Annotated in this window: 18 protein-coding genes; 7 read left to right on the top strand and 11 right to left on the bottom strand. The window is 54.8% G+C overall.

Translation table 11 applies throughout. The annotated features are described in order from the left end of the window. Positions 1-488 precede the first annotated feature (488 nt). The 9 genes from MIM_RS22195 to MIM_RS14115 all read right to left on the bottom strand — a co-directional run bounded on the left by MIM_RS22195 (position 489) and on the right by MIM_RS14115 (position 10375). The gene (locus tag MIM_RS22195) at positions 489-1646 is read right to left on the bottom strand and encodes a fimbrial protein (RefSeq protein ID WP_025373416.1); all 1158 of its coding nucleotides are present in this window, start codon (positions 1644-1646) and stop codon (positions 489-491) included. Further along, positions 1637-4111 carry a fimbria/pilus outer membrane usher protein gene (locus tag MIM_RS14150; protein WP_158318737.1) on the bottom strand — a complete coding sequence of 825 codons (2475 nt, stop codon included), beginning with the start codon at positions 4109-4111 and terminating at the stop codon, positions 1637-1639. The genes MIM_RS22195 and MIM_RS14150 overlap by 10 nt, the downstream gene beginning before the upstream one ends. Positions 4112-4186: 75 nt before the next feature. Next, positions 4187-4906, bottom strand: a complete 720-nt coding sequence (locus MIM_RS14145) for a fimbrial biogenesis chaperone (RefSeq protein WP_042070364.1) — start codon at positions 4904-4906, stop codon at positions 4187-4189. 45 nt (positions 4907-4951) lie between these two features. After that, a complete protein-coding gene (locus MIM_RS14140; protein WP_025373413.1) occupies positions 4952-5479 on the bottom strand; it encodes a fimbrial protein in 528 nt (175 codons plus the stop codon). Between the two features lie 1047 nt (positions 5480-6526). Further along, positions 6527-7378 (bottom strand): formyltetrahydrofolate deformylase, encoded by an 852-nt coding sequence (purU, locus tag MIM_RS14135; protein WP_025373412.1) that lies wholly within the window; start codon positions 7376-7378, stop codon positions 6527-6529. Positions 7379-7409: 31 nt separating this feature from the next. Next, positions 7410-8522 carry an NAD(P)/FAD-dependent oxidoreductase gene (locus tag MIM_RS14130; protein WP_025373411.1) on the bottom strand — a complete coding sequence of 371 codons (1113 nt, stop codon included), beginning with the start codon at positions 8520-8522 and terminating at the stop codon, positions 7410-7412. Then, positions 8522-9043, bottom strand: a complete 522-nt coding sequence (locus MIM_RS14125) for a flavin reductase family protein (protein WP_025373410.1) — start codon at positions 9041-9043, stop codon at positions 8522-8524. The genes MIM_RS14130 and MIM_RS14125 overlap by 1 nt, the downstream gene beginning before the upstream one ends. A gap of 36 nt (positions 9044-9079) precedes the next feature. After that, a complete protein-coding gene (gene pdxH, locus MIM_RS14120) occupies positions 9080-9715 on the bottom strand; it encodes a pyridoxamine 5'-phosphate oxidase (protein WP_187329606.1) in 636 nt (211 codons plus the stop codon). A 93-nt stretch (positions 9716-9808) separates the two neighbouring features. Next, on the bottom strand, positions 9809-10375 hold the full coding sequence (locus MIM_RS14115) for a gamma-glutamylcyclotransferase (RefSeq protein WP_084458994.1): 567 nt from the start codon (positions 10373-10375) through the stop codon (positions 9809-9811). Between the two features lie 223 nt (positions 10376-10598). Between MIM_RS14115 and MIM_RS14110 the strand changes: the two genes are divergently transcribed. Together MIM_RS14110 and MIM_RS14105 are read left to right on the top strand one after the other, a co-directional pair. After that, the gene (locus tag MIM_RS14110; protein WP_025373407.1) at positions 10599-11399 is read left to right on the top strand and encodes a tRNA threonylcarbamoyladenosine dehydratase; all 801 of its coding nucleotides are present in this window, start codon (positions 10599-10601) and stop codon (positions 11397-11399) included. 167 nt (positions 11400-11566) lie between these two features. Then, a complete protein-coding gene (locus MIM_RS14105) occupies positions 11567-12151 on the top strand; it encodes a DUF2239 family protein (RefSeq protein ID WP_025373406.1) in 585 nt (194 codons plus the stop codon). A 213-nt stretch (positions 12152-12364) separates the two neighbouring features. On the opposite strand, the gene uvrA is transcribed toward MIM_RS14105, so the two are convergent. Next, the gene (gene uvrA / locus MIM_RS14100) at positions 12365-18061 is read right to left on the bottom strand and encodes an excinuclease ABC subunit UvrA (RefSeq protein WP_025373405.1); all 5697 of its coding nucleotides are present in this window, start codon (positions 18059-18061) and stop codon (positions 12365-12367) included. Positions 18062-18358: 297 nt separating this feature from the next. Between uvrA and pdxA the strand changes: the two genes are divergently transcribed. From pdxA to MIM_RS14090, 3 genes are all read left to right on the top strand, one after another. Next, the gene (gene pdxA, locus MIM_RS14095; protein WP_042070362.1) at positions 18359-19384 is read left to right on the top strand and encodes a 4-hydroxythreonine-4-phosphate dehydrogenase PdxA; all 1026 of its coding nucleotides are present in this window, start codon (positions 18359-18361) and stop codon (positions 19382-19384) included. A 99-nt stretch (positions 19385-19483) separates the two neighbouring features. Continuing rightward, positions 19484-19612 carry a hypothetical protein gene (locus tag MIM_RS23595; RefSeq protein WP_281177991.1) on the top strand — a complete coding sequence of 43 codons (129 nt, stop codon included), beginning with the start codon at positions 19484-19486 and terminating at the stop codon, positions 19610-19612. A 421-nt stretch (positions 19613-20033) separates the two neighbouring features. Continuing rightward, positions 20034-20966 (top strand): glycosyltransferase family 2 protein, encoded by a 933-nt coding sequence (locus MIM_RS14090; protein WP_025373403.1) that lies wholly within the window; start codon positions 20034-20036, stop codon positions 20964-20966. 158 nt (positions 20967-21124) lie between these two features. Here the strand turns inward: MIM_RS14090 and MIM_RS14085 are convergent, their stop codons facing one another. Further along, positions 21125-21625, bottom strand: coding sequence for a hypothetical protein (locus MIM_RS14085; RefSeq protein ID WP_025373402.1), 501 nt, complete (start codon positions 21623-21625; stop codon positions 21125-21127). Between the two features lie 110 nt (positions 21626-21735). Between MIM_RS14085 and ettA the strand changes: the two genes are divergently transcribed. After that, positions 21736-23409: an energy-dependent translational throttle protein EttA gene (ettA, locus tag MIM_RS14080; RefSeq protein ID WP_025373401.1), complete on the top strand. Its 1674-nt coding sequence runs from the start codon at positions 21736-21738 to the stop codon at positions 23407-23409. A 253-nt stretch (positions 23410-23662) separates the two neighbouring features. Then, positions 23663-23884, top strand: coding sequence for a glycine zipper 2TM domain-containing protein (locus MIM_RS14075; protein WP_025373400.1), 222 nt, complete (start codon positions 23663-23665; stop codon positions 23882-23884). Positions 23885-23974 lie beyond the last annotated feature (90 nt).

The following is a 23974-nucleotide window of genomic DNA, read 5'->3' as shown; positions in this document are numbered from 1 at the left end:
GTAGTTTCCGAAAGTACCTGTTAGGAGCGAAGGCCGCGATCGTCATTGGTCTTACGACTCTTAAATTGACTTATCTATATTTTCAATCAACACCATGCAATCGCAGTTGTTAGCAAAGCAGCGCAAGCGTAACCGTTCTGCATTCAGGGTGTTGCTTAAACCATGGCTCTTGGCAATCACGCTATGACATAAAAGATCAAACACGGATGGCAGCGACCGATGAAAAAATCAGAATAACGGTGCTGCGCTGAAGGGCAGTGCAGACGGTAAAAAGGCCCGACCGAAGCCGGGCCTACCTGATAAGGAGGATACGATGAATAGAATCGTATTACAACTTATCCTGATCGGTATAGTGCTGATGCTGCTTATGTATAGCAGACCAGCTTACTGATCAGGGACTGGCGAGTAACGGCTCGCCAGTTTCAGGTTTTAATTTACTCACCTGTACTTCTTTTGTCAATAGCGTATTCTCCGAAGGGTCGAGCTGCTTATTGATACGAGAAGGTGATTGTGGACACGGCGCGGACATCGCCTGGCTGCATGGCGCCGGTTCTGACATACCGCGCCTGAAACGAAATAGATGGGTTGCTGCTTGTCGCAAGTTGTGTTTTGCCCTGTGATATCTGCCATTGATTGGTATTGCCTTTGGCCGATGAGTCCGGGCCGAATCGGCACGGAGAACCGGGGTTGCAATTAGTGGTGCTGAAAGCACGCGACGTCTGCAGCAACTGTACGCCGACGCCTTTTGCCGAGCCTGTGTTTGTCAATGTATCGCCGGTGTTGGAGGTGTTGTTGGCATCGGTGAGTGTGGCAAACACGGTGATGCCTGGATCGCATTGCAGTGAAAACCGGGCGACCTGATCACCCATATATGTGCTGCCGATAGCGGGAAATGCTGAAAGCGATACATCCGGCAATCGGATATTCTGTACTGTCGTGCCGCTACGTCTGCACGTAGAGGAGCGGCCTTCGATAACAATGGAGAATTTAGCAGAGGTCGGCCCCTTGAACACTTTTCCCGGGTCATTGGCATTCAACAGTCGAAAACTGACGGCATTATGTACCGTGTATGCGCGCATACGATTGGTGAATGGTTGTTGATCAAGCTTGATAAAAGTAATCCTGATACTCAGACCGATACTGCAACACAGGCCCGGTCCCTGCAGGGGCGACTGGTAGGTAATTCTGCGACCCGGTTGAGTACCAGGCTCGGTGCTTTGGTGATTGATGGGCAGCCACGTGGATGATGATGGATCTTTGACATCGATGACATAACCGATAGTGCTCAGGCCCTCAAGCCGAAAGACCGAATGAGGCTGTCCGTATACAGTAGCAATACGGCCAGGGATACTGGGCGCATCGGACCAGGCTTCTGCCCGTATCATCCGTTTGCCACCCCACTGAAAAACGCTGTATTTGCTTAGATCTACCGGATTTGCGCCCCGTTGGAAAACGATGGGTTCATCAATGGCAAATCGATTTCCCGGTTCCGAGATAATGTAGTCTCCAAGCGGGCTTGCATAGAATTGGGCATGACTGGAGCCAGACCATAGGGCCAGCGTTATTGCGATTGCCGCGGCAGTGCTGCGTCGAAATAATGGCATCAGCCGTGGCGTGGATTGAGGTTGGGTGGCGTTCAATGACATTGGACTTTTACCTTGATTAATTGATCGCTGGCTCCCTTGCCGGAATCGGTCGTCTGTTCGAGCGCATAGGACGCCTTGCATTGAGCGCTTTCGGCAGATCCCCAGCGCAAAAACAGCGCCCCCGTCTGCTGTGGTCCGCGCGCAAACACATAGCCCTGCTGAGCGACAAAGCCAACGGTGTTGCCCTGTTCATCAAGTACATCGGTGCCAAGCGGTGGAAATGTACCGTCGGCGAGCGTGATTTGAAACAGTACCCCTCGGCCTGTTTTCGTTTTCAGTTCGACCAGCATGGTGCCGTTTGCTCGCGGTATTACCTGATAGCTGGTTGCTTCGAAATCCACATTCCGGCCAGCGTTCAACGGGTCAACGCCCACGGTATTTATTTGATACGGGTTCAGATAGGGCACTACCGCAATCCCGTTGGCATCAAGTCGGGTGTTCGTGCCGGCCGCCACCCGGGCGCCTTCAGCACCGGGTGCCGAAATGATGGCGAATGTGTTGCCGACCTGCTCTGAGAAGGAAATACCCTTGGGATGCACAATGGCTGCACCCGAGGCCGAGACGCCAAACTGCCGGTAACCTTTGCCGACGCCCGCGCTTGCACTGAGCAGGCCGTAGGAAGAGCGATAGGTGCCATTGATACTGCCACTGGTGCTGCCTGAGCCATGGCTGGCAGTGGCTGCGTAGGCGTATGCGTTGTTGTTGCCGAACGAGCCGGCCAGCATTGACGAAACATAAGACCCGTTATCTGTCTGATTTCCTGCTTGAGTTGTGAGGGTATGGTTGCCGGTCTTGCCAATGGGGATGGAAAAACTGAGAAAGACATGATTGCTGCTTTTAGCGGTGTAGTAATCACGTGTACGGCTGACAGACAGGGTGTAGGAAATGTTTCTGTAGCTATTGCTGTAGCCTGCCTGTACGGTCGTGTCCCGGCCACTTCGATTCCAGTAGTCGTTGGTGTACGCGGTGAGATAGGCACTGCCCCAACGGTCTGCAAAAGGTTGGTTCCAGGTCAATTGCAACTGGTTTTTCTGTCGGTCCGGCAAATACCGGAAACGACGCGTCGACCCGTCCTGATTATCCTGCAGGGCGGCACTCACAATCGAATGATATCCATTTGAGGAGTAATGTGCTGCTGTCAGTGCAATGTTGCTTTTGGTCGCAGGAACAAAGTGGCTATAGGTGGCACGCCAGGTGACGCCCGCCTGGCGTTCGCCTGAGCGCAGGGATGTACGGGAAGAAATCATATCGAACCCAAACGCGCCCAGCGATGTGTTAAATGCGCCGCCGAACAACAGGGAGCGAAAGCGCTCGCTTACAGAGACACCTGCGTTGACGGTTAACCAATTGTTCACGCCATATTGCAAAGAACTTTGAATTACCCTGTTGTTCAGCGTGTCCTGGCCGAGTTTGAGTCGGCCGGCTGCGAAGTGGTATTTCAGGCCGCCTGGTCTCAGTAGCCGTGACATGGTGTTGAACGGAACGATGAAGGTTCGGGCCGATCCGTTCGCTTCAGTAATCGTGACGTGCAGATCGCCACCATAACTGGATGGGTAAAGGTCGTTGATCTCAAAGGGGCCAGGCGGCACGGACGTTTCGGATATGATATTGGCGTTTTGCCTGATAGTGACCAATGCATTGCTTTGTGCAATGCCGCGCACCGCGGGGGCGTATCCTCTTACAGAGTCGGGTAGCATCCGGTCGTCGGAAAACAGTTGCACGCCGCGCAGCGACAAGGTGTCAAAAAGGACGTTATTGGTGATGAAGTCACCCAGCATGATCTGGCTTTTCAATAGCGGGATATCACGTTGCAGATAATTCGCATAGGTGCGATAGCGGCTGCCTTCGTTCTCGTCATTCCCAACCATGTTGCCCCAGCTTAGGGATCCCTGATGGCGATAATGCCAGTTGCCCAGATTGATGCCGCCGTTCAAATGAAGAAACCGGGCATTGTAAGTTCTGTTCCCACCTCTCATTGTGGTTTGATAAAAATTATAGTCGTAGTTCAGAAAAGCGGTCGGGACCCCGGTTTGCCAGTTGTCCGGACTGATATAGCCACGCGGTCGCTGTCTGACGTAAATCTGGGCAATATCGACATTCAATCGAAGGTCGTCAAGCCGATAGCTGAACGTGGCCTGCGGGATCGCTTCGGCTGCCGCCATGCACGGTGTCTCACGATGGTTGATATTGCGGTAAGACAGCCGGGCTGGATCAAGATCGAGAATGCGTAGCAGCACGTCGCTCAGGCACAGCGTGGTTGCGCCATTGGCATTGAGTTCGCGAAAATGCAGGCGCGTTTTACCCTTCCATACATTGTTGACATAAATATCCGATTCGTACTCTCCGGGAGGTATGCGATTGTGCTGCGCAAAGCGCGAAACATCCAGTCCGTGTCGGGCGGCGCCGCGTAGAAATGCCTCGTCAAATTCGACTCGTTGTTGACCGGCGGCCGGCTGAGTACTCAATGCATACAGCAGACTGAAAAACAATACGTATGTAGATGACGTTGGAAAATAACGGCACATGATGCTGCAAATGATCTATCGGGTTGTTCCGGAAATGGTGGCGCGACTGGTGCCGCCATAATCATTGATGTATGTCACATCCAATGTTTGACCGGCAGGGAGATTGAGCGGCGAGCGTAAACGCACGGAGGAATAGGGCGAAACCATGGCCGAGATGGGTGTTGGCGGATGTGTTTTATCAGCGTCTGGGCTGATGCCATTCAATGAAAAATAATACGGACCAGGGTTGAGAATAGTCAGTTGCCTGCCTGAACCCGCTATCCATTGCATTTTGCTTGCGGCTTCGCTCATTGTCAGTGTCAGGTTTTCCGGCCTGACGAATATTTTGATGCGTGTGCGCACTGCCATTTGCAGGTAGTTGCCGATGTTTGCTGAGGGCTTGGGCGGAATGTCCAGCACGTTGAGCCAAAAGATGGATTCCCGATCTTTAGGTAACCCTGAGTCGGTCAGAGTGAGGCGCAAGGTCTGCCCGGCTTGTGGTTCCATACGAAATACCGGTGGCGTGACGATAAAGGGCGCTTTGCTTTCGTTGGGCGCGGCATTGCCATCGCCACTGTCTGCCCACGCCTGTACCAATGACGGTTGTGAACCCTCATTGGTCAGCCGGACCGTCACGCTTGCCGATGATAGAGGATAAATGACCCGCGTGCCTGTAATAACGACGGATGCATCGCTTTGCATCATCCAGAACAGTTGGATCAGGAGAAAAATGGCACGAATTCTTCTTGGCGTCATTTTGGCTTATCCTCTATCATTTTTGAGCGCGATCGTTGACAACAATCAGTTGTAGACGACGGTGTAGTTCACGGTGGAGGTGACTTCACCTGGCGTCGCAGCTGCGGTGGCAAAGTATCGCGCATAGTAATCCAGGCTGATTTCTGTGCTGTTTACCGGTGCTGAGGTTGAAGACTGAGCGCTGGCGCTATTCTGGGAAAGATCAATCGGCTGATGATTGTTGTTGAGCAGCTGGACTTCCACGTTGCCGGCTGCATTGCTCGTGCTGGTGTTTTTGAGTCTGCTGCCAATAATGGTTGTGCCTGGCTCGAAGTATGCCAGTACATTGCCATTTCCAGGGCTGCAATTTTCCAGTTTGATTGTAAAACGCGTGGCGCCAGCCGTCTTATTGGCGACGTTCAGAGAAGCGGCGCCTACGTCGGGTAAGCGTACGCTCAATTGCTCTGTACCGGTTTTTACCTGGCATGTCTGATCCGTCACTTTGCCGGTTATATTGATGGTACCGTCAAATGCGAAAGCGGATGCGCATCCGGCGGCTGCTATGACGGCGAGAAACAATTTCTGAAATTTCATAACAACTCCAATATAAAGTGTGTTGATCTAAATTCGTTTCGCTTGGAAACATAGAAAAGTTAAACGCTGTATGAAAGTATGTAAATATGACTAAATGTTAAGAAAAGAAAATGAATGAAATCCCAATCTACATCATGTTTAGTAAATGCGTATGTGTGCTAGGAATCATTTTTTTCACTTCATTTTCGAACAGATTTTTCCTATGATTGACAGCTGTTTGAATCGAACCTTGTCTATAGATGATTGTTTTATATAAGAAAAATATAAATGCGGACAGCGGAGCGTGAATTTTGATCGGGTGCGACGGGCGTCAGCTTGAGAGCGATGGGACGATATTGGCACACGGATATTTTTTGAAAAAATCACCAAAAATTTTTATCTATAAAAATTCAGTGGCTTTCGGTTTATGTTGCAGAGATCAAAAAAACAACATCAATAAATGTTGCTAAATGTAAATTTAATGATGAATAGACTGCTCCCGGACATACTCACGGTTAAAGCGGGGTGGGGGGCAGCTAGTGGGAAGCCGTATCGTCGGGCAGGTCGCGGTAACCGATCCGACCAGGGGTAGCATTCACAAAAACAGGAGAATAGCGTTACTGTGCGATGGATGGCGCGGACCTGCCCGCTACGTTCGTGGAAGGCAGGGCTTCGGTCCACTGGAAGCGAGCGATGCCTTTCGGCAATCACGCAATGACATAAGTGATCAAACACGGATGGCAGCGATCACCAAAAAAACCAGAATACCGGTGCTGTGCTAACGGAGAGCGCAGAGGGGTAGCGCAGACGGTAAAAAGGCCCGACTGAAGCCGGGCCTACCCGATGAGGAGGATACGATGAGACGAATCGTATTACAACTTATCCTGATCGGTATAGTGCTGACGCTGCTGATGTACAGCACGCCAGCTTACTGATCAGGGACCGGCGAGTAGCAGCTCGCCGGTTTCAGGTTTTAATTTACTCACCTGTACTTCTTTTGTCGATGTCGTATTTTCCGATGTGCGGACCTGTCGGTTAGTCGGAGCAGGGTGCCTGCTCAAGCCGATCTTAGCGGAAAATGACGGTGCGATGATTATTGAGCAGGATACGATGCTCAACATGATATTTAACGGCGCGCGACAGGACCAGAGACTCAATGTCGCTGCCAACCCGGGTCAGCTCATTGGCCGACATGGCGTGGTCTACCTGCTCGATGTCCTGGGCAATAATCGGGCCTTCGTCCAGATCTGCGGTTACATAATGTGCGGTGGCGCCAATGATTTTTACGCCGCGGGCATGGGCCTGGTGGTAGGGCCTGGCGCCCTTGAAACTGGGCAGAAAGCTGTGGTGGATATTAATGGCCCGACCTTCCAGTGCGGAACAAAACTGATCCGACAGGATCTGCATATAACGCGCCAGTACGACGACATCGGCCTTGTGGTTTTCCACCAGTGCCAGTACCTGCTTTTCCTGCTCGGCTTTGGTGTCCGGGGTCACTGGCAGGTAATGAAACGGGATGCCGTAGCCGGTTGCCAGTCTTTCATAATCGCGATGATTGGAGACAACAGCGACAATTTCAATCGGCAGCGAGCCACTATTGGCGCGAAACAGCAGGTCATTCAAACAATGTCCCTGCTTGCTGACCATGATCAGCACACGCGCCTTGCGCTTTGCGTCATGCAGTTTCCAGGTCATATTGAATTTTTCACCCAGGGGAATGAATTTCAGGTGAATATCGTCGGGGCTGATCGCACTGTCCAGACTGAAATGCACGCGCAGGAAAAAACGCTGGGTTTCCTCGTCACCGTACTGCTGTGAATCAATAATATTGCCGTCCATTTCGAGAAGCAGACCGGAAATGGCATGCACAATGCCGGTACGGTCGGGACAGGAAACAGTCAGGATGTAATCGTTTTGCATATTTGTTTGCGTGCCGGTAGAAGGTTAGAGGTTAGTGGGCGGTCAGCGCCTGGGCGGTGACCGTGGCAATGGCCAGGGCGGCAGTCAGGCCGGGGGATTCAATGCCGAACAGATTGACCAGACCGGGTATGCCGTGATCACCGGGGCCGGCAATCACGAAATCGCCCGCCGCCGAAGAGGCTGGCACGATTTTGGGACGAATACCGGCGTAACCGGGCTCAAGCGCATGCTCGGGCAGGCCAGGCCACCAACTGCGAATAGCCTGGTCAAAGGCGGTCACTTGAGCGGGGTTTACCAGATAATTTTCGCTTTCAATCCACTCGGTGTCTGGCCCGAATTTTGCCTGGCCACCCATATCCAGGGTCAGGTGTACGCCCAGGCCCGCACTGTTGGGCATGGGATAGATCAGATGAGAAAACGGTGCACGACGGTTCAGCGTGAAATAGCTGCCTTTACAGTAATACTCACCCGGAATATGTATCGGATCAAGTCCCTTGATATTGCGTGCCAGCGTAGGTGCATGCAGACCAGACGCATTAATGAGCTTGCGGCAGCGTAATGTCATTGCTTCCACACCACCGAATTGACAGGTAAAGGCGCCGTCGGTATCAATACTTGCATTCAGCATAGGCGTGCGCAGAATGACCTGGGCACCGGCGTTTTCTGCATCGCCCTGCAGAGCCAGCATATAGGCATGGCTATCAACAATGCCGGTGGAGGGCGACAGCACGGCGGCCACACAATCCAGCTCAGGCTCCAGCTTGCGCGTCTGTTCGGCGCTCAGCCATTGCAGGTCATCGACCCCATTGGCCTTGCCCTGGGCTGCGATTTTTTCCAGATAAGGCACCTGACTGTCGCTTGTGGCTACCAGCAGTTTACCCAGACGTTTATAGGGGATATGGCGCGCATCACAATAGGTATAAAGTTGTTTTTTGCCTTCTACGCACAGTCGGGCTTTCAGGCTGCCCCGGGGGTAATACAAACCGGCGTGAATGACTTCGGAGTTGCGCGAGCTGGTTCCCATGCCGATGCCTTCCTCTGCTTCCAGCACCAGGACTTCCGTACCCGCACTGGCCAGTTCACGGGCGATGGCAAGGCCAACGACACCGGCACCGATGACGAGACATTCAATGTCAATACTCATTATGTTTCTGTTAAAGTAGGAGTCAGATCAAAACTGCCCGCATGATAGACCAGCGGCAGCGAATCGGTATGGTGGCATCGCTCTACTTCGCCGATCAGGATCATATGATCCCCTTCGTGGTAGTGATTGCGGTTGTAACATTCAAACCAGGCCGAGCAATAGCGGTTATCCAGTTTGGGCACTTTTTCCTGTGTAGTGCCTGGCGTCCAGATGACGTCTCGGAACCGCTCCTGCGGGCTCCCGGCAGAAAACTGGCGGGCCAGGGTGAGCTGCTCGGCATTTAATATGTGAATGTTGTAGCGCGTGATCTGTTCAAATGCTTCGCGGTTTGAAGACGATTTGATCAGGCTCCAGAGCACCAGCGGCGGATTCAGGGAGACTGAATTGAACGAACTGACGGTCAGGCCGATGGGCTGACCGGTTCGCGGATGCGTGGTGGTTACGATGGTGACACCGGTCGCAAAGCGGCCCAACGCCGCTTTGTAATCCCGTGTGTCAAAATCCGGAGCCTGTGCGCTCATGGTGTGGATACCTTATTTCCTGGCGTTGTGATCATGTCAGGGTGACAGCCGTGCCAGGGACCAGTTCATGTCGTCGCCGCGAGTATAACGAAGTCGATCATGCAGCCGCGACGGGCGGCCCTGCCAGAATTCAATCATTTCCGGAATGACGATATAGCCTCCCCAGTGCGGGGGTTTCGGGACGGTGTGGCCAAATTTCTCTTTGAAATCTTCTGCGCGTTCTTCCAGTTCTTCACGGGTGATGACCTGGCTTTGTTTGGATGCCCAGGCCCCGATTTGGGAGCCCAGCGGACGGCTGACAAAATAGTCGGTCGACTCTGCTTCGGACAGTTGCCTGGCGATACCGTTGATATGAACCTGACGTTCCAGCTCCAGCCAGACAAATAGCAGGCTGACGGCGGTATTGCCGGCAATATCTTGGCCTTTGTTTGACTCGTAGTTGGTGAAAAAGGTGAAACCTTCAGCTGTCAGGTCTTTGAGCAGGACGGTACGCGACGATGGCCGGTGTCGGGCGTCGACTGTAGACAGTACCATGGCGTTGGGTTCCTTGATGCCGCCGGCGGCGGCATCGTTAAACCAGCGTTCGAATTGTTTGATTGGGTCGGGGTCAACCTGGGATTCCAGAAGCACGTTCTGTTCGTAGTTCTGGCGTAAATCTGCGAGCGTCATAATTACTTCTTCAGGGAAAATACCTAAAGGAATAGTGTACTGCACTTGGGCAGACTTCCCCGGTAATTCCCGGTTGCCGTCAGCAGATTACCGGGCTCAGGTGGCTGGTTTTACCGGGTAGGTTTTTTTGAGCGTATCTGCCAGTTTGAACAGGGCGTGGTCCTGAATGTTTGCATCGGACAGAGCGTGTGCGGTTTCGATCACATATTCAGGGCAGGGGCCGTTCTGTCCTGTGGCGTTCAGGATGATCTGCAAGGTTTCTTCGAAGGTCAGGTCTTTGGCGTAGGCGTGATTTTCCCGATCCATGATAAAGGCCAGGGCGCGCACCTTGCCCTGGTTCGTATCGCAGTGGGTCCAGGTAGGAATGTAGGCGCCCGAGACCATTTCGCGTTTCCATAAGGCGCGAAACTCCTGTTCCAGCGCATCGGGCCGCAGCTTGAAGACTTTACCCTCGCATTTGCCCCCTTCGTCCAGACCGAAGACCAGACCCGGCCGCTCCGGCGTGCCGCGATTAACACTGGACCACAGGCACAGTGCACGATGGTAGCCATGAAGGGTAGCGATACGGCATTCGTCAAATTCGAATTCAGGTCGCCAGATAAGGGATCCGTAACCAAAAACCCATACGTTATCCGGGTCGGTACCGGCCAGGTTTTGCTGCATGGAGGATTCGACTTCTTCGTCGGTCCACAGACGGAACTGGCGGATATGGTCGAGCGCTTTTTGTAAGGGATTCCTGATTAGTTCTGCCACGGAAATGAACGTCTTTGAATGTGCATTAAAATACGACAGGGAGTCCGGGGTGCAGATGAAGCCAGACCAGCCGGACGCCGGCGGTTAAAGCTCTGTAACAAGTTTAGTTTAGTATAGGTCAGATTCGATTGGAATGGATACAACTATTAACGATAAGCATAGACGTTTCAGCGGTTTACAACGACTATATGGCGATGCAGCAACAGCGCGTCTGGAACAGGCCCATGTGATGGTGGCCGGCATCGGCGGCGTGGGTTCGTGGACCGCAGAGGCGCTGGCGCGTTCCGGCGTGGGGGAACTGACGCTGATCGATCTGGATCATATTGCCGAATCCAATGTGAACCGGCAAATTCACGCGCTCACGGCAACGCTGGGTCAGGCCAAAATCGAGGCGATGGCTGAACGCATTGCCGGCATCAATCCTGATTGCCGCGTGCATCTGGTGGATGATTTTCTCGGGCCCGATAATGTGGATACGCTACTGCAGGCGCGGCCTGTCAGCGTGCTGATTGACGCCACCGATCAGGTAGCGGCCAAGATTGCCATGGTACTGGCGAGCCGCCGAGAGCAGATTCCATTGATCATGTGTGGCGGCGCCGGCGGCAAGCTGGATGCGCTTACGCTTACTGCCGGTGATTTGTCCATCGCGCGTAACGACGCGTTGCTGGGCCGCATCCGGCAACAGTTGCGCAAACATCATGGTTTTCCCAAGGGCTCTGACCGTCATGGCAAGGCCCTGCGCAAGCCGCCTGCCATGCGGGTTTTTACACTCTGGTTTGATCAGCCTGCCATCCTGCCCCAGGCATGGGCGGCGCCAGAAGAGGGCGGCGGTTTGCAGGGGTTGTCCTGTGCGGGTTACGGATCTGCGGTAACGGTGACAGCAGCAATGGGCATGGCCGCGGCCGGCGAGGCGATTCGCAGAATCCTGATCTAATCTGAGTCAGGTATTGACGCATCACGCCGCTAGCTGCTGAATGTGTTCGCCCCTGGCTGTGGCTGATAAAAGACATTCTCCATTTAATTACCCGGGTAATATTCCAATATTATTTGTATCCGGGTAATATTTGTTTGTATGAACAAACTAATGAAGGAGAATCTGTAATGGAGACGATGCGCGAACCCACTTATACCGTATTTCACGGATACCACAAGCTTGCTGCCGGCACGTTATCGCAAATCGCGTCGGCTTATCAGGCTGCGCTGAAAGCAAAGTCGGCCAGCGCCGTATTGATATTCGATGATGAGACGGGCCGTTCGACCGACATTGATTTACGCCTGCTGGATAGCGCAACGCAAGCCGGTCTGTCGCTGGATGTGGAGAGCACGCAGGAAGAGGACGATCAGGCTGTCCGCCGGCGTGGTCGACCGAAGCTGGGCGTGGTTTCCAGGGAGGTGACGCTGCTGCCCAGACACTGGGAATGGCTGGCGGCCCAGCCAGGGGGGGCATCGGTGGTCTTGCGCAAATTGGTTGAGGCGGCTCGACTCGGCAACGGAGACCGTGATGCCCGACGCAAAGCGCAGGAACGGGCCTATCATTTCATGCTGGCGCTGGGCGGTGATCTGCCCGGATACGAAGAAGCCACCAGGGCGCTGTTTGCCGATGATATCGCCGCGTTAGAAAAACAGATCGCCGACTGGCCGGACGATGTACGTGTGCACGCATTACAACTGGCCACCCCTTTCTGAAGGCAGCGAGAAGATAGTAGTGGCAGCCGGCGTGAGCTGGCCGCATCGCCCGGACGGCGCGATGCATGGGCGCGATGCATGGCCATAGGCGGCGCCAGGGGGCACCGCAGGCGGTGATTGTCGGGCAAGGCGGCGCTACAGTTTCTGGCGCTTTTGGCGTTTTTGGCCTGCAGCGGGCCGCGCCGCAGGTTTGCTGTCGCGGCCCTTGCCGTTTTACGATGACAGGGCTGGCACCGATTCAGGCCCGCGGGTCAGAAATTCCTCCAACACAAGGCCGGTATGGGACTTGGCTTTTTTCGCAATAATGTCCTGCACCGATCCCATTGCCACTACCTGTCCACCGCCATTGCCGCCTTCCGGGCCCATGTCGACAATCCAGTCTGCCTCGGCCATGATGTCCAGATTATGCTCAATAACAACAACGGTATTGCCCGCTTCGACCAGCCGGTGCAGCACGATAATCAGCTTTTCGACGTCTGCCATGGACAATCCTACGGTGGGTTCGTCGAGCACATACAGGGTATGCGGCCTGCTTGAGGCTCTGCCGGTTTTGATAACGCCTTCGTCCAGTCTTGCCTTCACCAGCTCCGATACGAGCTTGATCCGCTGAGCTTCACCGCCGGAAAGGGTAGGGGAAGGTTGTCCCAGCGTGAGGTAGCCCAAACCGACATCCTGCAGCAGTTGTAATGAGCGCTTGACCTTGGGATGGGAGGCGAAATAGGGAATGGCATCATCGACTTCCATTTTCAGCACTTCGCCCACATTTTTTTCACGCAGGCGGATGGCCAGCGTATCGGGATTGAAACGGTTGCCGTTGCATGCCTCGCATGGCACTTTAATGTCGGGCAAAAAGCTCATTTCAATGGTGCGCATACCCTGGCCCTCGCAAATGGGGCAGCGCCCGTCGCCGGTATTGAATGAGAATCGGGAACTGCTCCAGCCGCGAATTTTTGCATCGCGCGTTTCTGCAAACTGACGCCGTACATCATCCCAGAAGCCGATATAGGTTGCCGGGCAGGACCGTGGCGTTTTGCCGATGGGTGTCTGATCGACTTCCAGGACGCGATCCACACTTTCCCAGCCGGTGATGTCTTCGCAGCCACGCCATGGGGCCGGTGTTTTGGTGCCGATTACACCCTTGAGGTTATCCAGCAGAACATCGCGCGCCAGTGATGACTTGCCGGAACCCGATACGCCGGTAATGACGCTGAGGCGTCCTTTGGGAATACGGACATTCACGTGTTGCAGGTTATGCAAATGGGCACGATGAATCTCGATGTAATCGGTATCGGCGTTGGTGGGCTGGCCGGGCCTTAATGGGTGGGCCATGGGGTGAGCAAGGTAACGACCGGTGAGCGAATGCGGATTGCTGATGATATCGTTGTAAGTACCCTGGGCGACCACGGTACCGCCACGCACACCTGCCCCGGGCCCGATGTCGATAATATGTTCGGCGCGGCGAATGGTATCGTCGTCGTGCTCTACGACCACCAGGGTATTGCCATTGCCTTCCAGTCGTGACAGTGCGCTGAGCAGTATCCGGTTGTCTCGCGGATGCAGGCCGATGGTGGGTTCGTCCAGAATGTAGCACACGCCCTGCAGGTTCGAGCCCAGCTGGGCAGCCAGACGGATGCGTTGTGCTTCGCCGCCGGAGAGTGTTGGGGCTGACCGATCCAGGCCCAGATAGCCCAGCCCGACCTCTTCCATAAAGGCCAGCCGGCTTTTTATTTCATTCAGGATATCGCGCGCAATCTCCGCATCGCGACCTTTCAGAATCAGGCCGGCAAAGAAGGTATGCGCTTCGCTGACCGGCAACGCGGCCAGATCGGCAATGCTGCGGTCCTTCCAGCGTACCGCCAGCGCGTTGCGATTCAGGCGCTGGCCATGGCAGGACGGGCAGGCCTGGAGTTCGTGTTCTTCGTCATCCGACAGGTTTTTCCAGGCATCTTCCTCACCACTTTGTTCTTCGTTGAAGCCGGTGAGTTTGACGCCGGTGCCGAAGCAGGTGTTGCACCAGCCATGCTTGGAGTTATAAGAGAACAAACGGGGATCGGGTTCGGGGAAACTCGTGCCGCAGGACGGGCAGGCACGCTTGGTGGAAAAGTGTTGCTGCTCCAGCTCACTGGCCTGCAATGGATTTGTCGGGTCCAGATCGAGAATGATGCTCATGGTGCCGTGGCCGGTTTCCAGCGCACTGTGCAGGGCCTGCTTCAGGCTGGATTCTGCGGCCGGGGTAATAATAAGATCGGCCACCGGCAATTCGATCGTATGTTCCTTGTAGCGATCGAGTCTGGGCCAGGGCTTGACGGGAATGAAGTCACCGTCAACCCGCAGGTGGGTATAGCCTTTGCCTTCGGCCCATTTGGCCAGGTCAGTATAGTAACCTTTGCGAGCCGTGACCAGTGGTGCCAGAACACCGATGTGCCTGCCCTTGCAGGTACTCATGATGCGGGCAAAAATCTGTTCCTGTGATTGTGGCTCCACCGGAACCTGACAGTCGGGACAATATTGTGTTCCCAGTTTGACATACAGCAGCCGCAGAAAATGGTGCGCTTCGGTCATGGTGCCGACCGTGGATTTGCGGCCGCCACGACTGGTACGCTGCTCGATGGCGACCGTGGGCGGAATGCCGTAAATCGCGTCCACATCCGGCTTGCCGGCAGGTTGCACCACGGCACGTGCATAGGCGTTGAGTGATTCCAGATAGCGGCGCTGGCCTTCGTTGAACAGGATGTCAAAGGCCAGCGTTGATTTGCCGGAGCCTGACACACCGGTGATAACGGTAAACGTATTATGCGGAATATGTACGTTGACGCCTTTCAGATTGTGTTCCCTGGCGTTCATGATATCGATTTGCGACGGCGTCTCGTGTCTTGCCGCTGTTAGTGCCGTGCTGCCCGCGTAATCGGCCAGCGGCTCCTGCAGAGACAGCGGTGCGCTGGCGATAATATCCGATTCGTATTCGCGCAACGCAGTACCGGTGTGCGATTGGGGGATGGTCATGACGGTCGCGGGCGTACCTTCGGCGACGATGCGGCCCCCGTCAACGCCACCTTCGGGGCCCAGATCAATCAGCCAGTCGGAGGCACGGATCACGTCCAGATTGTGTTCGATGACCAGCAGGGAGTGGCCCGCCCCCAGCAGTTTGCGAAAGGCACCCATGAGTCGGGCAACATCGTCGAAATGCAGGCCGGTAGTGGGCTCGTCAAACAGGAACAGGCTGCCTTTTTTGGCGACCTTTGCCGACGAGATACCGCTACGCGCCGCTTCGGCCAGATGCCCGGCGAGCTTCAGGCGCTGGGCCTCGCCACCGGACAGGGTAGGGACGGGCTGGCCAAGTTTGAGGTACTCCAGCCCGACGTCGATGAGTGGGGACAGGCTGGTTTGTACGTCGCGCAGTCCTTTGAAAAAAGTGAGCGCTTCGCTGACAGTCATATCCAGCACCTGATCGATAGAGGCGCTGTTACCTAAGTGTTCTACATGGATTTCCAGAATTTCCGGGCGGAAGCGCTTGCCGTCGCAGTCGGGGCAGCGAATGTACACATCGGACAGAAACTGCATTTCCACATGCTCAAAGCCGGTGCCGCCGCAGGTGGGGCAACGGCCATCGCCGCTGTTAAAGCTGAAGGTGCCGGGTGTATAGCCGCGTTCACGGGCTGCCGGCGCCTGCGCGAACAGCTTGCGAATGGCATCGAAGGCGCCGACGTAGCTGGCGGGATTCGATCTGGCGGTTTTGCCTATCGGGCTTTGATCAACCATGACTACACTGGCGATTTGTTCCGCGCCTAGCAGACGGGTGAACGGGCCGGGTGCCTCTGTGGGGCGACCAAAATGTTTGAGCAGCGCCGGGTAGAGGACATCCTGAACCAGCGTGGATTTGCCGGAGCCGGAAACGCCGGTCAGGCAGACCAGACGACCCAGCGGAAAGGCAACATCGACGTTCTGCAGATTATTGGCGCTGACGCCTTCAATGATGAGTTTGGGTGTATTGGGTTGGACCGGCATTGGACGGGGCGCTTCGACCCGTAATTGTCCGCTCAGGTAGCGGCCGGTGAGCGAGCTGCCTTCGCGCAGGCGCTGCGGCGAGCCGTCAAAGACGATCTGCCCGCCGCGCTCGCCCGGGCCCGGGCCAATATCCAGAATCCGGTCGGCCGCGACCATGACCTGTGGGTCATGCTCGACCACCACCAGGGTGTTGCCGGCATCGCGCAGGCGATGCAGCACCTGGACAATCCGGTGCATGTCACGCGGATGCAGGCCAATGGATGGCTCATCCAGGACAAACAGCGTGTTGACCAGTGAAGTACCCAGCGCAGTCGTGAGGTTGATACGCTGGACTTCGCCGCCGGACAGCGTACGGCTTTGGCGGTCCAGGCTGAGGTAACCCAGGCCTACGTTGCAGAGAAAGTCCAGCCGGCTGCGGATTTCCTGAAGCACCAGATCCATGGCGCTGTCCATGAAGACGGAAAGAGTGAGGGTGGCAAAAAATTCCCGTACCTGGGTGATTGGCAGGCGCATCAGGTCATGAATGCCAAGACCGTCCAGCGCGTTCAGCGCCGGCTCTGACCATTTGGCATGTACGGGCATAAAGCGGGTATAGGTTCCCGTGATGTCATCGCTTACGGCGGCATCCCCCAGTCGCCATAGCGTGGCGTCTGGTTTGAGGCGTGAGCCGTGGCAGGCGGGGCAGGGCGTATAGCTGCGGTATTTGGACAGCAGCACACGCACATGCATCTTGTAAGACTTGGTCTCAAGCCAGTCAAAAAAACGCTGTACCCCGTACCACTGATGCTTCCAGGCGGACGCGCCGCCTTTCCACTCGGGATCGCCGTAAAGCACCCAGTGCTGCTCTGCATTGTTCAGTTGTTTCCACGGCGTATCGGTGCGGATGCCGGCCTTTTTCGCGTATTGCATCATTTCTGTCTGGCATTCGCTATAGCTTGGTGTCTGCCAGGGTTTGACCGCGCCGTCCTGCAGGGATTTGGTTTCGTCGGGAATGACCAGGCCAAAATCGATGCCCATGGCGCGCCCGAAACCACGGCAGGTATCGCAGGCACCCAGGGGGGAGTTGAAGGAAAAGGTACTGGGCAGGGGCGAGGAGTAGGTAATATCGCAATTGGCGCAGTGCAACTGTTCGCTGAACTTCCATGATTGCAGCGGCTGGCTGTCATTGTCTACCGCGTAGACGGTGCACATGCCGGTTCCGTAGCGCAGGCAGGCCTCCAGGCCTTCGATCACGCGCGATTTTTCGGTGGTGGAAAAGCGGAAGCGATCCTGGACCACATGCAGCACCCGGCTGATTTCCACTTTCTGTGCTTTGCTGCGCCCTTTGGGGGTGACCGTGGCACTGCGTTCCTCCTCGGCGTGCACCCGGGTATAGCCCTGCTGTTCAAGATATTGGCGGACTTCGTCTTCGCTGTAATTGCCGGGAACGACCACGGGGAAAGTGAGGATAAGACGCGGATCGTTCAGTGCCGGGGTAGCGGTGGCAAGAAATTCATAGATGGAATCCGGATTGTCTTTGCGCACTTCGGTGCCGCACTGGCGGCAGTAAAGCCTGGCGGCGCGGGCAAACAGCAATTTGATATGATCATTCAGTTCGGTCATGGTGCCGACCGAGCTGCGAGAATTGCGTACCGGATTGGTCTGGTCGATGGCAATGGCAGGCAGAATGCCTTCTATACGATCAGCCTGGGGTTTGTCCATGCGATCCAGAAATTGCCGGGCATAGGGCGAGAAGGTTTCCACATATTTGCGCTGACCCTCGGCGTAAAGCGTATCGAAGGCGAGCGAGCTTTTGCCCGAGCCTGAAACGCCGGTCACAACCACGAATTCTCCGGTATTGAAGGTGACATCGAGATTTTTGAGATTGTTTTGCCTGGCGCCGAATATCCGGATCTGCGAACTCATGAAGTGCTCCGAAAGCCCCTGTTTCCGACAGGGGCGATGAGGAAGAAGAGGATGCTTACTGTATAAATAAACAGGTATGATATTGTCGCATAATAATTGATTGTTGACACGATGCAGCACCAAAATTCTGCAGGCGGGTCGGTCCGCCGGACGGAGCCGGACCGGTGAAGGAGGTCGATTGTATTGTTCGGATATTGGGATTACACTTTCGCACGCTGGTCGCATGGCCACTCATGATCGACGTATTCACCATTCGACGTATTCACCATTATCGACGTATTCACAAATCGTGACTTTATGACAACTGAACCGCTACTGTCTGCAACGGGGCCCCTGGGGCTGACGATGGGCGATGCCGCAGGTATTGGACCCGAACTGGTCGCCAGGCTGTTCAGCCAGGGGCTGCCCGCCAGCACGGTGGTATACGGGGACGCCGGGGCTGTATCGCGGGCCGTTGCCCAGCTTGGGCTGAGCCTGCCAGTTACTGCCCATGACTCGGTGGCCCAATGGAAGGCGGCACACCAGAACATGGCAATTTCGTCTGAAATACCGGTTATTCGCTGTGCCGACCCTTTGCCGCAGGATCTGCCGCTGGGTCAGGTGAGTGCGCAGGCTGGCCTGGCCTCCTATCACTTTCTCCTGGCTGCGATTGCCGATGCCATGGCGGGTGAGATTTCGGCCATTGTCACCGCGCCCATCAATAAGCGCTCGCTTAAGGCTGGCGGTGTTGATTTTCCCGGGCATACGGAAATTCTGGCCCAGGAGGCAGGGGTGCCAAGGGTCGCGATGATGCTGCTTAACGAGCAGTTGCGGGTGATTCTGGTGACGATTCATGTCGCGCTGAGCGAGGTACCCGCGCTGATCACATTTGAAAACGAGCTGGACACCATCCGGCTGGCAGATCGGGCCTGTCGCATGGTGGGTCTGGCGTCGCCGCGTATTGCGGTGGCAGGGCTTAACCCGCATGCGGGTGAGGGAGGGCGGTTTGGCCATGAAGACGAAACCATCATCCGGCCGGCGATTGACGCTGCCCGGGCGGAAGGGCTTGATGTAGATGGCCCCTTTCCTGGCGATACGATTTTCATGAGGGCCCGCCGTGGTGAGTTTGATATTGTCGTGGCGCAATACCATGATCAGGGCCTGATCCCGGTGAAGTATCTTGGCGTGGACAACGGCGTGAATGTGACCGTGGGCCTGCCGTTTATCCGCACCAGTGTAGACCATGGGACCGCTTATGATATTGCCGGCAAAGGAGTGGCGGATCCAGCGTCGCTACGTGTCGCCTGTGAGCTGGCTTTGCGGATGCATAACCCGGGTGTCTGATTTTCGCTATCGGAATAGGGGGGTGAGGCGAAATTCGTGGATAAATAGCTGATTTAATGCTAGAATCTCCGATTACGTAAAATTTTCTCGGAGAATCTCATGGCAGAAGTCAAACGCACTCGCCGCAACACGCTGGAGCGTCGTTGCCTGGGTAAAGCATTCAAACGTCTTTTTGTACGTGCGCCCAAAGGCGTATTCAAAATGCTGGAAAAAGTAAAACGCGTGTAATCTGCGCGCCGGGCAAAGGGCGTCTATTGCTGTCGAGCTATACTGTATAACGACCCGTTGCTCTTTACTATCCGATGGCGATTCTTCGCCTGGCGGAAGAAATCGAAAAAGCCACTTGCGCAAGTGGCTTTTTTCTCGCCTGAACTGAACTGGTATGGAAAAGTTGGGCACAATGGCGTTCCAACAATGGCAATATCAGTGTCAGTCAAACAGGCCGCCTGCAAAAGGCTTTTGTATTTTCATACCCTAAAAACCATGGCGCGAGAGCTGTTGGTTTCGCCTGGTGTGCTGCGTGCTTTCCGGCTAATTTTCCGGCGCGAGGGTTTACTTTTTGCTACATGTTGTACATCGTTTTTATGAAATTCTCTGCTATCGTAGGCCAACAAAAATAAAATAATGATCGGATTGAATACGTAAAGCCATGACGCAAAATCTTTATTTTTTTACGGTGTTGACGCCGACCTATAATCGCGCTCATACCCTTGAGCGCGTCTACCAATCGTTATGCGAGCAGCAATTTAAGGATTTCGAGTGGCTGGTGGTCGATGACGGTTCGACCGACAACACACGCAATAAAATAGAAACCTGGCAGGTTGATTCACCGTTCCCTATCAGGTACGTCTGGCAAACCAATCAACATAAAAAAACGGCTTTCAATACCGGTGTGAGGGAGGCCTGGGGACGACTGATCGTGGCCCTCGATAGCGATGACACGCTGCTGCCCGATTCGCTGCAATCAATGGCTGGGGTATGGCGTGGCATTCCCGATGATCTGAAAAGTGGCTATATCGCCGTAACCGGGCTGTGCGCGCGTCCTGATGGTGCGATTGTGGGGGATCGCTATCCCGAGGACGTCATGGACATGACGTCACTGGATATGTATTTCAAAAGTCATGTGACAGGAGAAAAATTCGGTTGCCTGCAAACAGAGGTGCTTAAGCATTATCCGTTTCCGGAAGATATCGATGGTTTCGTTCCCGAGAGCATGGTGTGGCGTGCGATTGCCCGGGATGGGTATCTGACGCGCTTTGTCAACAAAGTATTTCGTACCTACTACGAGAGTGAAGATTCCCTGAGCAAGGAGGGCGCGGTCTCGGCTGAGAAGAATGCGCTGGGCATTTTGCTGCTGGCCCGTGATACGGTTGTTAATTGCCTGCCCTGGTTCCGCTACCAGCCGGTCACATTTTTGCTGGCAGCGGCACGATATACGCGCTTCCGGCTGCACTTGCAGCGCGCCGGCAAGCCGCTGCCGCCTGCCGTGGAGTTGCAGGGCAATATGTCAAGAATACTGGTCTCGCTGATGTATCCGGCCGGATGGGTGCAATATATGCAGGATCGCCGCAAGCGTTCCTGACTGGCAGCCCTGTTGTCCCGGGCTGGATGGCCCGGTGCAGGACGGCCATCTGTCTTTCAGGGTTGTCATGCAGCAACCCACCTCTGCAGCGTTCATTGTGTAAGCTGTATTCGTGACATACGGCGACAGTGCCGATACGCCACGTATGGCCAATCTGCTTAATGCAATGTGGGTGATGCTGGTCCCTGGGATGTCGGGGGCGGGTCGTCCTCTTCATCGTCGTCGTTTTCTTCGGCTTCAAGCAACTCACCGGCTTCCGGCTCCCGCATGCCGAAAGGCAGCAATTCTTCGATATCGTCTCCCCATTCCACTTCTTCGCCTTCAAAGTCAATGCGCACGAAGCGTGCATTTTCTATGTCGGTAATCTGGATGCCCCAAAGAAATTCGCAGGCATACACTTCGTCTTCGGGGTTTTCGAGATCACTGGATTCGCTGATCAGCCGGGCGCCGGGGCCGCCCATTTCAAGGGTGACGATATCGTCGGGGTTTTCATCTGCAATATCCAGCGGCACACCGAAAGCAATCCACTCAAGGCCGTCTTCGGTGGTATCGATTTCGGCGATGACCGGTTTGCCCAGATAGGCGGTAAGCGCCTCTGCCGTTTTTTTCAACAGCGCAATTTCGTGGTCGGTGAAGGTGGGTTCAGGTACAAAACTCATGGCAGTAGTCCGATTGCTGGTCTTATTGTTATTGTAGCCGTCCTCGCACGGCACGCATCATGTTTATTTCATACAATGGTTATTTGAATTTTTTGCAAGCAAAATTAACTATGGCCCAGTACGTTTATACGATGAATCGTGTCGGCAAAATCGTGCCTCCGAAACGGCAGATTCTGCGCGATATTTCGCTGTCATTTTTTCCGGGAGCCAAAATTGGCGTTCTTGGTTTGAACGGATCCGGTAAATCCACACTGCTGAAAATTATGGCGGGGATTGACAAGGATATTGAAGGTGAAGCCACGCCAATGCCCGGCTTAAAAATCGGGTATCTGCCGCAGGAACCACAGCTGGATCCGGAGCATACTGTCAGGCAATCGGTAGAAGCCGGGTTGGGTGAGGTGTTTGCCGCGAGACAGCGGCTGGAAGAGGTGTATGCTGAGTACGCCGAGCCCGATGCTGATTTTGACAAACTGGCCGCTGAACAGGCCGAGCTTGAGGCGGTGATTGCTGCCGCCGCATCCAGCGGTGCCGATGATATTGGCACGCAGATGGAAATCGCGGCCGACGCGCTACGCCTGCCACCATGGGAGGCGATTGTCGGCAAGCTCTCGGGTGGTGAAAAACGGCGCGTGGCACTGTGCCGCCTGTTGCTCTCCAAGCCAGACATGCTTTTGCTGGACGAGCCTACCAACCACCTGGATGCGGAAAGTGTCGAGTGGCTGGAGCAGTTCCTGCAGAAATTTCCGGGCACCGTTGTGGGCGTGACCCACGATCGCTATTTCCTGGACAATGCGGCCGAATGGATTCTTGAGCTTGACCGTGGTCACGGTATTCCCTGGAAGGGCAATTACAGTTCCTGGCTGGAGCAGAAGGAAGCGCGCCTGGAGCAGGAAGAGGCCAGCGAAACGGCACGCCAGAAAACGATTCGCAAGGAACTGGAATGGGTACGCCAGAATCCGAAAGGCAGACAGGCCAAATCCAAGGCGCGTCTCGCCCGTTTTGAAGAACTGTCTTCCCATGAATATCAGAAACGCAACGAGACTCAGGAAATTTTCATTCCTGTTGCCGAGCGCCTGGGTAACGAGGTTATTGAGTTTGCCAACGTCAGCAAAGCCTTTGGTGAGCGTCTGCTGATTGATGATCTGAGTTTCAAGGTACCGCCTGGCGCCATTGTCGGTATTATCGGTCCCAACGGTGCCGGTAAGTCTACGCTGTTTCGCATGATTGCCGGTCAGGAAAAGCCCGATTCCGGCGAAGTGAAAATCGGCCAGACCGTGAATATCTCATTTGTGGATCAATCGCGCGACACACTGGCCGATAATAAGAGTGTGTTCGATTTTGTCGCTCAGGGATCAGATGTGCTCAACGTTGGGCGGTTTGAAATCCCTGCGCGCGCCTACCTGGGCCGCTTCAACTTCAAGGGATCGGATCAGACCAAGCTGGTAGGGCAGTTGTCGGGCGGTGAGCGCGGCAGGTTGCATATGGCCAATACGCTGATCAAGGGCGGTAATGTCCTGCTGCTTGATGAGCCGTCCAACGATCTGGATGTGGAAACCCTGCGGGCCCTGGAAGATGCTTTGCTGGAGTTTGCGGGCGCCGTGATGGTCATCAGCCATGATCGCTGGTTTCTGGATCGTATTGCGACGCATATTCTGGCTTTTGAAGGCGATTCCAATGTTGTCTTTTTTGACGGCAACTATCAGGAATATGAAGCAGACAAGAAAAAACGACTGGGCGAAGAGGGGGCAAAACCCCGTCGTATTCGTTATAAGGCACTGAAGTAAACAAACGCCTGGCTGCAGTCGCATATTGCCGTGCAACAAACGCGGCTGCAGCGTTGCATTTTGTCCACGTAAATATGGCGGCTTATTTCAGTTGATATCATTTGGAATGAAATAAACCAGCTGTGTAACAATTGGCCAGGGTGCAGTTGGTCGCAGAAAGTGTTTCATTGTATAGTGTCAGTAAGGCGTTCGCGTCGAGCACTCGCTTGGCCAAGACGCGAGATATCTTCATTCCCACTCAGGAGTACATAATATGAAAACCAATATCGTAGCCAAGAGCATTATTGCAGGAAGCCTTGCCATTGCGCTGGCCGGATGTGGTGGTATGAGCCAGCGTGACAGAAATACTGTCGGCGGTGCCGCTATTGGTGGCGTAGCCGGCTCGTTGCTGACAGATGGCGGCACCTTAGGTACATTGGGTGGCGCTGCGATTGGTGGTGTGATCGGTAATCAGGTGGGTGGTCGTCGTCGCTAAAACCCATGTCCCTGCCTGCTGCCTGCCGTTAGTCCCTGGTTCAGATGAACAGATCTGATCAGGCAAGCACAGCACAAGGGGTGATTGAAG

This window comes from Advenella mimigardefordensis DPN7 (genome assembly GCF_000521505.1).
Lineage (GTDB): Bacteria > Pseudomonadota > Gammaproteobacteria > Burkholderiales > Burkholderiaceae_B > Advenella > Advenella mimigardefordensis.
Note: the sequence above shows the minus strand (reverse complement) of the source record. Positions and strands in the feature narration are given on the sequence as shown.